Source organism: Mesorhizobium sp. WSM4312 (assembly GCF_002294875.1).
Lineage (GTDB): Bacteria > Pseudomonadota > Alphaproteobacteria > Rhizobiales > Rhizobiaceae > Mesorhizobium.
In genome coordinates this window covers 151,561-165,525 of sequence record NZ_NSFU01000013.1, presented here as the reverse complement: position 1 = coordinate 165,525, position 13,965 = coordinate 151,561, and the positions used below count along the sequence as shown (strand labels likewise).

The 13,965-nt window shown below is 65.7% G+C and carries 12 protein-coding genes; 7 read left to right on the top strand and 5 right to left on the bottom strand.

Annotated features, from left to right (window positions below; translation table 11 throughout):
• Positions 1 to 11: 11 nt before the first annotated feature.
• The 5 genes from CK228_RS22950 to CK228_RS22935 all read right to left on the bottom strand — a co-directional run bounded on the left by CK228_RS22950 (position 12) and on the right by CK228_RS22935 (position 5,830).
• A complete protein-coding gene (locus CK228_RS22950; protein WP_095789338.1) occupies positions 12 to 3,155 on the bottom strand; it encodes an efflux RND transporter permease subunit in 3,144 nt (1,047 codons plus the stop codon).
• 3 nt (positions 3,156 to 3,158) lie between these two features.
• Entirely contained in the window at positions 3,159 to 4,454 is a 1,296-nt protein-coding gene (locus CK228_RS22945; protein WP_095789337.1) for an efflux RND transporter periplasmic adaptor subunit, read from the bottom strand.
• Positions 4,438 to 4,650 (bottom strand): hypothetical protein, encoded by a 213-nt coding sequence (locus CK228_RS34860; RefSeq protein WP_143750619.1) that lies wholly within the window; start codon positions 4,648 to 4,650, stop codon positions 4,438 to 4,440. The genes CK228_RS22945 and CK228_RS34860 overlap by 17 nt, the downstream gene beginning before the upstream one ends.
• A gap of 153 nt (positions 4,651 to 4,803) precedes the next feature.
• A complete protein-coding gene (locus tag CK228_RS22940; protein ID WP_095789336.1) occupies positions 4,804 to 5,016 on the bottom strand; it encodes a hypothetical protein in 213 nt (70 codons plus the stop codon).
• Between the two features lie 133 nt (positions 5,017 to 5,149).
• Positions 5,150 to 5,830: a hypothetical protein gene (locus tag CK228_RS22935; protein WP_095789374.1), complete on the bottom strand. Its 681-nt coding sequence runs from the start codon at positions 5,828 to 5,830 to the stop codon at positions 5,150 to 5,152.
• A 224-nt stretch (positions 5,831 to 6,054) separates the two neighbouring features.
• Between CK228_RS22935 and CK228_RS22930 the strand changes: the two genes are divergently transcribed.
• The 7 genes from CK228_RS22930 to CK228_RS22900 all read left to right on the top strand — a co-directional run bounded on the left by CK228_RS22930 (position 6,055) and on the right by CK228_RS22900 (position 13,776).
• Positions 6,055 to 6,780, top strand: coding sequence for a response regulator (locus CK228_RS22930; RefSeq protein ID WP_095775152.1), 726 nt, complete (start codon positions 6,055 to 6,057; stop codon positions 6,778 to 6,780).
• Positions 6,777 to 8,018 carry an ATP-binding protein gene (locus CK228_RS22925; protein WP_095789335.1) on the top strand — a complete coding sequence of 414 codons (1,242 nt, stop codon included), beginning with the start codon at positions 6,777 to 6,779 and terminating at the stop codon, positions 8,016 to 8,018. The genes CK228_RS22930 and CK228_RS22925 overlap by 4 nt, the downstream gene beginning before the upstream one ends.
• A 318-nt stretch (positions 8,019 to 8,336) precedes the next feature.
• Positions 8,337 to 8,681 (top strand): hypothetical protein, encoded by a 345-nt coding sequence (locus CK228_RS22920; RefSeq protein WP_095789334.1) that lies wholly within the window; start codon positions 8,337 to 8,339, stop codon positions 8,679 to 8,681.
• Positions 8,681 to 9,853: an acyltransferase gene (locus tag CK228_RS22915; RefSeq protein WP_095789333.1), complete on the top strand. Its 1,173-nt coding sequence runs from the start codon at positions 8,681 to 8,683 to the stop codon at positions 9,851 to 9,853. Before CK228_RS22920 ends, CK228_RS22915 begins: the two co-directional genes overlap by 1 nt.
• Positions 9,850 to 10,956, top strand: coding sequence for a glycosyltransferase (locus CK228_RS22910; protein ID WP_095789332.1), 1,107 nt, complete (start codon positions 9,850 to 9,852; stop codon positions 10,954 to 10,956). The genes CK228_RS22915 and CK228_RS22910 overlap by 4 nt, the downstream gene beginning before the upstream one ends.
• Positions 10,957 to 10,960: 4 nt before the next feature.
• Entirely contained in the window at positions 10,961 to 11,992 is a 1,032-nt protein-coding gene (locus CK228_RS22905) for a glycosyltransferase (protein ID WP_095789331.1), read from the top strand.
• Entirely contained in the window at positions 11,992 to 13,776 is a 1,785-nt protein-coding gene (locus CK228_RS22900) for an ABC transporter ATP-binding protein (RefSeq protein ID WP_095789330.1), read from the top strand. The genes CK228_RS22905 and CK228_RS22900 overlap by 1 nt, the downstream gene beginning before the upstream one ends.
• The last annotated feature ends 189 nt before the right edge of the window (positions 13,777 to 13,965 follow it).

The following is a 13,965-nucleotide window of genomic DNA, read 5'->3' as shown; positions in this document are numbered from 1 at the left end:
GGGAAGTTTCCTTATTGCTGGTTGGCTGTCGCCGGCTTCTCGCCCGTATCTTGTCTAGCCGCCCTGCCCTGGAAGATGCGCCGCACGGTGACGAACAGCAGCGGCACCAGGAAGACGCCGATCACCGTTGCCGCGATCATGCCGCCCATCACGCCGATGCCGACCGAGTTCTGCGCCCCCGAACCGGCGCCGCTGGCGATGGCGAGCGGCGTGACGCCGAGGATGAAGGCCAGTGACGTCATCAGGATCGGCCGCAATCGTTGTCGCGCCGCCTCCAGCGTCGCCTCGACCAGCCCCATGCCGGCCGCCTGCCGCTCTATGGCGAACTCGACGATCAGGATGGCGTTCTTGGAAGCCAGCCCGATCGTGGTCAGCAGGCCGACCTTGAAATAGACGTCGTTGGTCTGGCCGAACAGCGTTGCCGCCGCGAGCGCGCCGAAAATGCCGATCGGCACAGACAGCATGACCGCGAACGGGATCGACCAGCTCTCGTAGAGTGCCGCCAGGCACAGGAACACGACCAGGGCCGAGATCGCATAGAGCGACAGCGCCTGGTTGCCCGAAAGCCGCTCCTGATGCGACAGCCCGGTCCATTCGTGGGAATATCCGGGCGGCAGCTGCGCCACCAGCCTGTCGATCTCGTCCATCGCCGCACCCGAGCTCACGCCCGCGGCCGCCGCGCCCTGGATCTCGACCGCCGCCGAGCCATTGTAGCGTTCCAGCCTGGGTGAACCGAATGTCCAGTGGCTGGAGGCGAAGGCCGAGAACGGCACCATGGCGCCGCTGGTATTGCGCACCTGCCATTTGTCCAAATCCTGCGGCTGCATGCGGAAATTCGGATCCGACTGCAGATAGACCGGCTTGACGCGTCCGCGATCGATGAAATCGTTGACATAGTCGCTGCCCCAGGCGGTCGACAGCGTGTTGTTGATATCGGCAAGGCTGACGCCGAGCGCGCTGGCTTTTTCCTGGTCGATGTCGACCGAGAATTGCGGCTGGTCCTCCTGGCCGTTGGGGCGCGTGTTGGCGAGCACCTTGCTCTGGCCGGCCAGGGCCAGAAGCTGGTTGCGCGTCTGGATCAGCGCGTCATGGCCGGCGCCATTGACGTCCTGCAGGTAGAAGTCGAAGCCGTTGGTGTTGCCAAAGCCCTGGATGGCGGGCGGCGCGAGCGCGAAGACCTGCGCGTCCCTGATCTTGGAGAAAGCCCCCATGGCGCGGCCGGCGATCGCCTGCGCGGCGGAAGCCGGCGATTTGCGCTGGCTGAAATCCTTCAGCCGCACGAAACCGATGCCGACATTCTGCCCGGCGCCACCAAAGCCGAAGCCCGACGCGGTGAAGACACCTTCGACCGCATCCTTCTCGTCCTTGAGATAGTGCTCGGTCACCTGTGCCAGCACGCGCTCGGTGCGGTCCTGCGTCGCGCCGACCGGCAATTGCACGCTGGTGATCAGGATGCCCTGGTCTTCTTCCGGCAGGAACGAGCTCGGCAGCCTGGAAAACATCCAGCCCATGGCAATGACGATGGCGAGGAAGACGGCCAGGAAGCGCCACGACCGGTTGATGATACCGTGCGAGCCATCGCGATAGGCTGTCGTGCCGCGGTCGAAGACGCGGTTGAACCAGCCGAACGGACCGGTCTGCGTCGCATGGTCCTTGGGCCGTCGCAGGATCGTGGCGCACAGAGCCGGCGTCAGCACCAGTGCGACCAGCACGGACAGCACCATGGCCGAGACAATGGTCACCGAGAACTGCCGGTAGATGATGCCGGTCGAGCCACCGAAGAAGGCCATAGGCACGAACACCGCCGACAGCACGGTGGCGATGCCGACCAGCGCGCCGGTGATCTCGTTCATCGATTTTCGCGTCGCCTCTTTAGGCGAAAGGTCTTCCTCCTGCATGACGCGTTCGACATTCTCGACCACGACGATGGCATCGTCGACCAGCAGGCCGATGGCCAGCACCATGGCAAACATCGTCAGCGTGTTGACCGAATAACCGAACAGCGACAGCACGCCGAACGTGCCGAGCAGCACCACCGGCACGGCGATGGTCGGGATGATCGTCGCTCGCAAATTCTGCAGGAAGACGAACATCACCAGAAACACCAGCACGATCGCCTCGGCCAGCGTCTTGACCACCTCCTCGATCGACAGCCGCACGAAGGGCGAGGTGTCGTAGGGGTAGACGACCTCGACGCCTTGCGGGAAGGTCGAGCTCAGCCGGTTGATCGTCGTGCGTACCGCCTCCGCGGTGCTGATGGCGTTGGCGCCAGTCGCCAGATTGACCGCGAGACCCGCCGCCGGCTTGCCGTTGTAATTGGCCTGCGTCGTGTAGCTTTCAGCACCGAGCTCAACGGTGGCGACGTCGTTGAGGCGCACCAGCGAGCCGTCCGTCTGGCTCTTCAGGATGATGTTGCGGAACTGCTCGGCGGTCTGCAGCCGGCTCTTCGAGGTCGCCGTTGCATTGAGCTGCTGGCCCTTGCGCGCCGGCAGGCCGCCGAGCTGGCCGGCCGAGACCTGCGTGTTCTGCGCTTCGATCGCCGAGGCCACGTCGCTCGGCATCAGCGCGTATTTGGCGAGCTTGTCCGGATCGAGCCAGATGCGCATGGCATAGCCCGAGCCGAAAAGCTGCGTCGAGCCGACGCCTTCGACGCGCTTCAGCGTGTCGTTGATGGTGCTGTCGACATAGTCGGCGAGATCGGTCGAATTCATCTTGCCGTCGCTTGAGACGAAGCCGATGACCATCAGGAAGCCGATGGAGGATTTCGAGACGGTGATGCCGTTGCTCTGCACCACCTGCGGCAGCTGCGACTGCACCAGCTGCAGCTTGTTCTGCGTCTGCACCTGGGCGGTGTCGGGATCGGCCGCACTGGTGAAGGTCAGCGTGATCGAGGCCGAGCCGGTCGAGGTCGAGGTGGCCGTCATGTAGTCGAGATTGTCGATGCCGGTCATGCCTTGCTCGATGACCTTGGTCACCGAGTTTTCGACCGTTTGCGCATCGGCACCGGGATAGCTGGCGCTGATGTTGACCGTTGTCGGCGCGATCTGCGGGTACTGCGAGATCGGCAGCGTGGTAAGCGCGAGCAGGCCGCCCAGCATGATCACTATGGCGATCACCCAGGCGAAGATCGGCCGGTTGATGAAGAATGCTGACATCGCTCAATTCCCGGCCGAGGCGGCGCCTTGCGCCGGTTTCTGGCCACTATCGGCAACATTGGAGGTGGAAGGTGCGGTCGAAGAGGTCTGCGCCCGGTCCTTCACCTCGCCGGTCGTCTCGTCGATCGTCACCTCAACGCCGCTGGCATCGCCGCCTGGGCGCACCAGCTGCAGCCCTTCGACGATGACACGGTCGCCGTCGCCAATGCCCGAATCCACCAGCCAGTTGTTGCCGACGCTGTTGCGCACGGCCAGGACGCGCGTCTCGACCTTCCCTTGCGCGTTGATGACCATGGCGGTCGCCTCGCCCTTGGTGTTGCGGGTAACGGCGCGCTGCGGCACCAGGAAACTGTTCTGGGCGACACCCTCCTCGACCAGCGCGCGCACATACATGCCCGGCAGAAGCAGACGGTCAGGATTGGGGAACTCGGCCCTGAGCGCAAAGGTGCCGGTGGTCTGGTCGACATTGGCGCCGGCGAATTCCAGCTTGCCGGTCTGCCGATAGATGGTGCCGTTCTCAAGCTTCAGCTTGACGCTGACATTAGGGCCGCTGAACTTCAGCCGCCCTTCTGAAATCGCCTTGCGCAGGTTGAGCAGATTGGTGCTCGACTGGGTGACGTCGACATTGATCGGATCGAGCGAGCGGATGGTGGTCAGCACGGTTTCCTGGTTAGTGGTCACCAGCGCGCCCGGCGTCAGCGTCGATTTGTCGATGCGGCCGGCGATCGGCGCGGTGATCGAGGTGCGGTCGAGGCTGATGCGCGCCGTTTCCGCACTGGCCTTGGCCGAGGCGACATCCGCCTGAGCCTGCGCCAGCGTGGCGGCGGCATCGTCATAATCCTGTTTGGAAACAACGTTCTGCTTCAAAAGGCCGGCATAACGGTCGAACTTGGCTTGCGCCGTCGGCACCGCCGCTTCGGCTTTTTGCTGTGCCGCGACCGCGCTGTCATAAGATGCCTTGTAGCTGGCCGGATCGATGAGGTAGAGCGGCTGCCCCGCCACAACTTCGGCGCCCTCCTTGAACAGGCGCTGCCGGATGATGCCGTCCACCTGCGGGCGCACCTCGGCAACCAGCGAGGCCGCCGTGCGCCCCGGCAGTTCGGCCGTGATCGCCACCGATTGCGGATGCAGCGTGACGACGCCGACTTCCGGCTTGCCGACACCGCCCATGCCGGCCGGGGCCTTGCCCTGCTCCTGCGAGCAGGCTGCCACGAGAACCGCGGCGGCAAGCACTGCTGCCCAGGGCGCGGGCCGGCGCTGCTTGGCCGGCAAAGAAGGCTGACTAGTCTTGACGCGCATGGCCTGAAACTTTCCCTGGGGTTGCGGTCGCCTCGGCATCGGATCGCTCGGCCGGGAGCGAACCCGGATGCCGGCCAAAACGGGCAAGACCGGGCGCGGTCGACGAGACCTGAGAGCCGACAGAGGCGATCAATATCGTGACAACGGGCTGCGCCCGCTTGCGGGCGACGTCGAGTGAAGCTTCGAAGCGGCTCATGTCGCGCGCCTTCTGCGTGGCCAGGCGACAAGCAAGGCCAAGTTCCTGGCCACAATGCCCACTGGCGCCAGCATGCCGACCGACGCGGACAAGCCAAGCGGCATGCCGGCGAGGAGCCTGAAAACGCGCGGCACTGCCCTGGACCGTGGCCACTCATGCAATTCGGCGGTCATGATGTCCGTGGCTAATGGGTTGCCGCGAAGCCGGCAGCGACAAGCGCCAGGCGGCAAAATGCAGGCGCACCGCGCCCTTCAGCGTATCGGCCGGCAGCGCCGCCGGCGTGGCGGCATGGCGGGCGCGCTGGCCGAGCGAGAGCCTCGGGCTCATCGATGCGATCAGCCGCAGCATCATCATGGCTTCCCACATTGCCGTGCTTCCATTGCGTGAATTGGTACGTGAATTGAACGGTGGGATGGCGGAACATGCCGCCATCCCACGAGACCGGCCGGCCCGGGAACGGGTTGGGCGCCGGGCCGGCCGGGGCAGCCGGTCGGAGTTGTCAGCCGTTCCCGGGCTGGGGTGGCGGAAGCTGTCCGCCCTGGTCGGGCGGACCTCCAGCTCCGGCTGCGTCATCCGGCGGACCGCCCCAGGGACCGGGGGGTGGTCCGTGGGGGCGCTCCGCCGAAGCGAGGATTTCGAGCTGTTCGGGCGAGAGCTTGGTGCGCAGCGCGGCGATCGCGTCCTTCAGCTTGGCGGCCGAGGCCGCACGCGCCGTGACCTCGTCCGCCAGCCTCTCCTGGAAGGCGAAAGGATCAGGCTTTCCAGCCGGAACCGCATCGGGACCCTTGGCCTCGCGGTCACCAGGGACTGGACCGTCGGGGCCGCCGGCACCGCCAGGACCGCGATCATGCCGAGGCGGCGCAAGCACGGCCTGCAGCGCGCTGGTATAGTCGCGCCAGGCGTCGAGTTGCTCACTGCGGATTCCGACGCGCGTCTCCAGCGCCGCCAGCCGGGCGGCCAGCATGAATTCCGGCGGTGGTCCCATGCGGTGCGGGCCCCAACCCTGAGGACCAGGCCGCATCGGCCCATGGGGGCCGGGCATCGGGCCATGGTCCGGCCCATTCTGGAGAGCGATGACCGGCGGCTCGCCGGGCGCGGCGCCCGGATCGGGCTGTGCCGCCATCACGGGGTGGATTGCGGCGACGGAAAACAGGCCGAGCGCAAGAAGTCTGCTTCGCATGACGGTGTTCCTTTCTCTCATGCATCGGACGGCCATGAGGATAGGAAGCCTGTTTGTCCGCTTCGCGTCGGCATGTTGCCGAAGGTTTCCGCAAAGCGGCAATTTGTTTCCAAATGTTTCCCGCCCCCGGCCAGAAACATTGCGTTGCAATTTTCCATGCCGCTGGCGCGCGCTCTCCCTATAATCACCGTCGAGCCCCTATCATCACGGGCAAGGGCACGATCATGCAATCACAACCCCATATCCTGGTCGTCGACGACGACCGCGAGATCCGCACGCTGCTCGGCCGCTATCTCGACGGCCAAGGCTTTCGCGTCTCGGTGGCGGCGGACCGGCGCGAATGCGAGCAGAAGCTGGGCGCCGGCCAGTTCGACCTCGTCGTGCTCGACGTCATGCTGCCGGATGGGTCGGGACTGGACATCTGCCGCACCTTGCGCGACCGCAAGCCGCATATCCCCGTCATTCTGCTGACGGCGCTGAAGGAAGATGTCGACCGCATCATCGGCCTTGAGCTCGGCGCCGACGATTATCTCGGCAAGCCCTTCAATCCGCGCGAGCTCACCGCCCGCATCCGCGCCGTGCTGCGGCGCGCCGCGCCCGAGGAGGCGCCGGCGCCGCGCCCCCGTATCTACCGCTTCGCCAGCTACCGGCTGGAACCCGACACCCGCAAGGTGACGGATCGGCGGGGCGAGCTCATCGACCTCACCGGCGCCGAGTTCGACCTGTTGCAGGTGTTCCTCGACCGCCCCGGCCGGCTGCTGTCGCGCGACCAGCTGCTTGACCTCACGCAGGGCCGCGAGCGCGACCCGCTCGAACGCTCGGTCGACGTGCTGATGAGCCGGCTGCGCCGCAAATTCGCCGACACCGGCGATGGGCCGCTGTTCAAGACCGTGCGCAATGGCGGCTACCAGCTCACCGCGCGCGTCGAGACGGTGGAGACCCCGGCGTGAACTCGCTGCGCCGCCGCCTCATCCTGTTGCTTGTCGCCTCGATCGTCGGCGTCGTCGGCCTGGCGACGGCCGCCGTCATCAGCGTGCGCGGCGGCGGGCCGCCGCCCGAACTCGTCGTGCCCTGGGTTGCCCAGCAGATGGAACTCGTGGTGCGCCTGCTGCCAGGGCCTATCCCCGATGTGCTGCAGGTCCAATTCACCGACCATCCGGCCGGCGGCAGGATCGCCCGCGCGGAGACCGCGATGCTCACCGACATCCTGCGCCGCCGCGGCTTCAACTTGCTGGCTTTCGTCAGCGAAAGGATTGGTGGACCCGGCCAGATCGCATCGGTGCAGTTGCCCGACAATCGCTGGGCGATCGTCGAGGTGCCCCATCTCCAGCCGCCGGGGCGCGAATGGCTGATCCTGGCAGGCTGGATCTCGCTGATCGTGGCCGGCGCCACGGCCGTCTCGGTCTATTTCACCTCGGTGCTGATCCGGCCGCTGGAGATGCTGGAGGCGGCCGTCTCCAAGATCGGTAGCGACGGCGTGCTGGCAGCGGTGCCGGAAGTGGGGTCGGCCGAGGTCAAGGCGACGGCGCATGCGCTGAACCAGCTGTCGTCGCGGCTGAAGGTGGCCATGGAAAGCCGCATGCGGCTGGTGGCCGCCGCCGGCCATGACCTGCGCACGCCGATGACGCGCATGCGGCTGCGCGCCGAATTCCTCGACGAAGACCGAGACAAGTGGCTTCACGACCTCGATGAGCTCGACCGCATCGCCGACAGCGCCATCCGCCTGGTGCGCGAGGAGGTGAATCAGGACGCCGTCGAGCCACTGGACCTGGAAAAGATGGTGCGCGACATCGAAGCCGAGATGGTCTCGCTCGGCCATGCCGTCTCGATCGGCCCTCTGGACAAGGTCTCGGTGCGCGCCGGAGCGCTCGGCCTGCGCCGCGCGCTGCGCAATCTGATCGTCAACGCCGCCACCCACGGCAAGGCCTGCACCGTCGCGCTCGCCGCCACCGACAGGCGCGCCGTGCTGACCATTTCCGACAACGGCCCGGGCATCCCGCCCGACCTGATCAACAAGGCCTTCGAGCCCTTCTTCCGCGTCGACCCCGGCCGCCAGCAATTCATCCCCGGCGCGGGGCTCGGCCTGGCCATCGCCAAGGAGATCATCGAGCGTTACGGCGGAACGGTGACTCTGGAGAACCGCAAGGGTGGCGGTTTGACGCAGACGGTGGTGTTTGCGGCGGTGTGAGGCGCCGGCAAGCCACGGTCTTCTTTGCCGTGTGAAAGGCCTTTGCAACACCCTGCAGCTTGGCCGAATGCCTGTCCTTTGAGGGAAGCAAGCCGCGTGGTCGCCCGACGAAAGAAGGCGACTATGCTGCACCGCAGAAGCCAATGATTTCAGTAAATTCACCGGATAATTTTGAACGAGCCCAAATAGATAAAATGTAGATTCTAAAATCCAGCGGTCTTTTTAACGAAAATTCGGGCGCTACCTATCCCTCTGGGTAGCAATGCTTCCAATCAACCAAAGCGAGCAGGCCAATACAACTCGAACCATAAGGTTGAAATGCTGTGGAAAATCGCCAAAATCCGAAAAACCGGCGGCTTTCTGCCAATTTTTGGCCTTGCTCACATAAGTATTTCAGCTCGCAAGATTTTTTGTGTTGCGCTGCACAATGCGGTGACCGAACCATCCGCCGGGGGACTCATTTGCGACTGGACATACGCCGTGAAGGATCCCGCCGGGTTCACCGACTTGAGCCGTCCGTCCGTCGATTGCGAGATCGACGCAGGCAGGCTCGCACAGCGCGGATTTGATGGTGTCCCGCCGAATTTCGTGTGCATTGGTCTGCCGCTCGAAATCGCACGCCAGCTTCATCGCGGACATCACGCCGCCGGTGGAAGCCGCTGATGGCAAACGCCCGCGACATCCAGCTGGATGCACTCAGGGCCATCGCCGTGACGATGGTGATGTACTCGCATTTCTACGCGGCGGGAGGATCTTCGTTCTGGGGCCATATCGGCGTGCGGCTGTTCTTCGTTCTGAGCGGCTTCCTGATCACCCGCCTGCTCCTGGAAGCGCGTTCGGCCGCCGCATTTGAAACCGGCCCGGCGCTGCGGTCCTTCTACATCAGGCGGGCGCTGCGGATATTCCCTCCCTATTTTGCCGTGCTGGGTTTCGTCTGGCTGTTTGACCTGGAGCAGTCCAGGGGATCGCTGGTCTGGCATGCGCTTTACCTGTCGAATTTCTGGTATGCGCTGCGCAATGACTGGAACCCCTGGGTGCTGTGCCATTTCTGGAGCCTGAGCATCGAGGAGCAGTTCTATATTGCCTGGCCGCTGGTCGTCCTGCTGGCCCCATACCGGCGCTTCGAACAGATCTGCATCGGCGTCATCGCGCTGTCGCTGGCCTATCGCTTCTACTGGCCGATCACCGCCACCCCGGCGCTGGCGCGCGACCTGCTGCCGCCGGCATCCATGGACGCGTTGGCGTCGGGCGCGCTGCTTGCCTGCTGGCGGTCGAGGGGCGCCGGCCTGCCGCAATGGATGCGGCTGGGCTGGCCTGCCTTCGCGGCCGCGTTCCTGATGATCGAGTGGTTTGTCCCGGCGCCTGCCGATCCGACGCTGGAGTGGGCCCGCTGGCTGCTGCTGCAAATCCTGCCCCTGGTGCCGCTGATGGCCATCGTCGCCGCCTGTTCGCGCGGCCTTGGCGGCATCCCTGGCAGGTTTGCGGAGCTGCCGCCGCTGCTCGCCCTTGGCCGTATCAGCTACGGCGTCTATCTCTATCACCCGATATTGCTGTCGCTCGCCATCAAGTCGCAGCCCTGGATTCCGCTCAATGTCTCGGAGCAAGGGCCGGGACGGTTCCTGGTTGCAAGCACCGCCACGATTGCCGTGGCCTCGATTTCCTGGCTGGTTTTCGAAAGGCCGCTCAACAGCCTCAAGCGCCACTTCCCCTATGTCGGGCGAGCCCAGGCCGGTCATGCCGGCTGGTTTGCGAGGCCGGCGCAAGCCTATCCCGGCGGATCGCCCGATGGCCGCACGCCATCCCTCGACCTCCCGCGAACGGATGCAAGACCATGACCGCCGCGCCGCTCGTCTCCGTCCTGCTGCCGGTCTACAATGCCGGACCCTACCTTGCCGCGGCACTTGGAAGCATCCTGCGGCAGGACTACGGCCGCCTGGAGGTCATCGCGATCGACGACGGCTCGAGCGACAATTCGCTCGAGATCCTCCAGCGATACCGGCAGGCCGACAGCCGCGTCTCGATCATCTCGCGCGAAAACCGCGGCCTCGTCGCGACGCTCAACGAAGGACTGGCGGTCGCGAGCGGCGAGCTGGTCGCGCGGATGGACGCCGACGACGTCGCCTATCCCTGGCGCTTGTCGCGCCAGGTGGCGCTGTTCGAACAGCGGCCCGAACTCGGCTTCTGCGGCGCCGGCGTCGACATGTTGATCCGCGACCGCATCGCCAGGGGCAAGCCCGATCCGGTGTTCCGGTCCGGCCGCATGCCCATATTGGCGATGTTCTTCACCATCTTCATGCACCCGACGGTCGTCTACAACAGGAAGGTCATCGAAGACGCCGACCTCAACTACGACCCGACCTACAGGCACGCCGAGGATTTCGATCTCTTCAGGCGGCTGACCGCCCGCTATCCGGCGGCCATGATGCCCGAAAACCTGCTCGTCTACCGCGTCCATCAGGCAAGCGTGACCAGCCGGCACAGCGAGGAGATGCGCAGGACGCATTTGCGGATCGTGGCCGAGAATCTCGAGCGCAAGGGCCTCGCGGAAGCCACGCAGAACCTGCGCGACATCGGCGAAGCGGTCAATTTCGACACGATCACCCGCGCGGCCGACTTCATTCTCGCCTTGGAGGAGCGGATCCGCTCGCTGCCGGACGAGACGCGGCCGAGCTTCGAGGCCGGCGCGCTCAATCTGTTCTATTTCCTCTACCAGCTCGTCGCCGACGAAAAGCAGCCCGCACTGACGCATGAACTGCTGACGCGGACCGCGAAGTGGAACGCCATCCGCCGCCGCGAGAAATATGCGCTGCGGCCGGGCGCCTGGGCGCCCTGGCTCAGCCGCGCCTCGCTGTCGGCCGGCAAGCAGGCGGACGCCGTGGAATATTTCTTCAAATCCGCGCCCGCCGCGGCGGTTCTGGCATCTCATCGGGTGGGCTAGAGGCATGACCGTCAAAGCCCACCAACCTCTGCGGCGCGATCGTTCGACGGCGCTTGTCGGCGCCCCGGCCGGCCCGCGACCGGAACGATCGGCGCCGGAAGTCAGCTTCATCATCTGCACGCGCAACCGCGTCGCGGTGCTCGAGGCCTGCATCAAGTCGGTGCAGGCCGCGTGCCGTGCCCATGCCGGCTTCGCGGCCGAGCTCGTGGTCGTCGACAACGGCTCTAGCGACCGCACGGCGGAACGCCTGGCCGGCATCGCCGCCATGTCGGATATTCCACTGACGCCCATTTGCGAGCCGCGTCCCGGACTGGCGGCCGCCCGTAATGCCGGATTGAGGCGCGCTAGGGGGCGCGTGCTGGTCTTCGTCGATGACGATTGCGCGGTGCATCCCGACTATCTGCGCGACCTGGAGCGGCATTATTCTTCCGGGGAACAGGGGCTCATCCGCGGAGGCCGTGTCGAGCTGGGCGATCCCCGGGACCTGCCTTTCACGATCAAGCGATCGCGGGTGCGCGAGCGGCTGACGCCCGATATTCATCCCGGCGGCTTCGTGCTGGGCTGCAACATGACGATGCACCGCGACGTCGCGGCCCGCATCGGCTATTTCGACGAGCGCTTCGGCGCGGGCGGGCCCTTGCGGTCGGCGGAGGATACCGATTACCTCGTGCGGGCGGTGCTGCTCGGCATCCCGGTCGAGTATGTGCCCGACATGACGATATTCCACCACCATGGCCGGCGCGATCGCAAAGCCATCGAAAAGCTCCACTGCGACTACAGCCTGGGCAATGGCGGGCTCTGCCTGAAACATGTCCGCCATGCTCCCTGGCTGCTTCGCCATTTCTACTGGGCCGCGAGAGGCGCCTTGCGGGAATTGGCGGGCGGGCCCGCCTTCGATCGCGAACTCGATCTGTCGCACTGGCCGATCGTCGGCATGAATGTGCTCGGCGCGGCCAGATACGCGCTGCTCCTGCTGGCCGGACGGCCGCAGGCCGAGCCGGTGCGGCAGGACCAGCAAGCCAATGCCGAGGCCTGATGCCATTGCTCCCGCCTAGCCTGCCGATGCTGTTCCGCGCCTTCGGAACGCGGCAACTGCGCCTGGTTCCGGCCGTGGTGGGCCTCGGCCTGGTCAGCGCTGCCCTCGAAGGGTTCGGCATCGGCCTGATCATCCCGCTGCTGGGCATCATCATGGGACACGGCGACGCGACGGGAATGGCCGGCTTCTCCGCTGTTCTCCAGCAAGTCGGATCGGGCTTCAGCGAGCGCGACCGGCTTGTCGTCATTTCGGCCGCCATCCTCGGCTCGATCATCCTGAAGAACGTCTTCGCCTTCGCCAACACGCTGCTGACGACCTTCATCTCCGGCAAGGCCAGTCATTCGATCCGCAGCGCATTGTCGGAGCAGCTCCTGCGGGTCGGCTATCCCTTCTTCCTGCGGCAGAGCCCCGGACGGCTGCTCAACATCATTTCGAACGAATCCTGGCGGGCGTCGGATGCCATCCAGATCATGCTGTCGGCGATCGTCAGCGCATCGGCCGCCATCATCCTCCTGGCCTTCCTGCTTCTCCTGTCCTGGCGCATGACGCTGCTGGTCACGCTCGGGCTGGCGCTCGTCCAGATCGCGCACGCCATCCTCTCGGCCAATCTGAAGGAGCCCAGCCGCAGCGTCGCTTCGCGCAACAGCCACCTTGCCTCGCAGATGCTGCATCTGGTGCATGCCGGACGCCTGATCCGCATCTTCGGCCAGGAGGGCCGGGAGAAGGCGATCTTCGACACCGCGTCCGATGCGGTTCGCCGCGCCTCCTTCGTCCTGCAGGTCCGCCAGGGCGCATTGCCGCCGCTGACGGAGGTTCTCCATGCCATGCTGTTCCTGGCGGTGGTGATCGGCGCCTGGCTGGCGCAGGTGAGTTTCCCGCTGATCATCGCCTTCGTCATCCTGCTCTACAGGCTGCAGCCGCATATGCGGGCCCTGCAGGGCTCGTGGAGCCAGTTGCAGGGTCTGAGCGGATCGCTGGAAGAGGTGACATGGATGCTGGATCCCGCCGGCAAGCCCGGGCCGCCGCAAGGCGACGGGCCGTTCCACGGTTTGCGCCGGGGCATCGGGTTCGATGATGTGACGTTCACCTATTCCGGCACGGACCAGCGTGAGGTGGTGCTGCATGCGGCGACGTTCGAAATCAACAGTGGCCGCTCGACGGCGCTGATCGGCCGCTCCGGCGCCGGCAAGACAACGATCGTCAACCTTCTGTGCCGCTTCGTGGAACCGGACAGCGGCAGGATCCTGGTCGATGGATCGCCACTGGACCGCATCGACGCCAGCCAATGGCGGCGCCACATCGCGCTGGCCAGCCAGGAACTGGAACTGGTCGACGGCACGATCTTCGAAAACATAAGCTACGGCCAGGACGCGGCGACGCTTGGCGACGCCGAGCGCGCCGCGAGACTGGCCGAAGCACATGAATTCATCGAACGGCTGCCTCAGGGCTACGAGACGCTCGTCGGCTACAGGGGCGTCAATCTGTCGGCGGGACAGAGGCAGCGGATCGCGCTGGCCAGGGCCCTGGTGCGCGACCCCGATCTGCTCATCCTCGACGAAGCCACCAATGCGGTCGACGGGCTGTCGGAGGCGGCCATCGTCGAGACCCTGAAGTCGAGGGCCGGACGGCGCACGACCATCGTCATCAGCCACCATCACAGCACCATCTCGTTCTGCGACGACGTGGTGATCCTGAGCGGTGGCCGGGTGAAGAAGCAGGCTCCTTTCGGCGCCCTGGCGTCGCTCTCGATGGACGAGCTCTACCAGCATGAACCGCAGGACTGACAAGGGCCGGGGCCGCGATTCCCGGAGCGGCCCTCGGCCGTCCGAATCAAGGACCCACGACTCGCCGCTGGCACCTTGCGCGATCGCACCAATGCCATGCGGTGCACGGACTCGCTACCGTTCCTTCGCGGCGGACCTGTCGATCCGCCCGGGCCGGCGCCCATCGCTTACTCTCCAGATGCGGTGCCG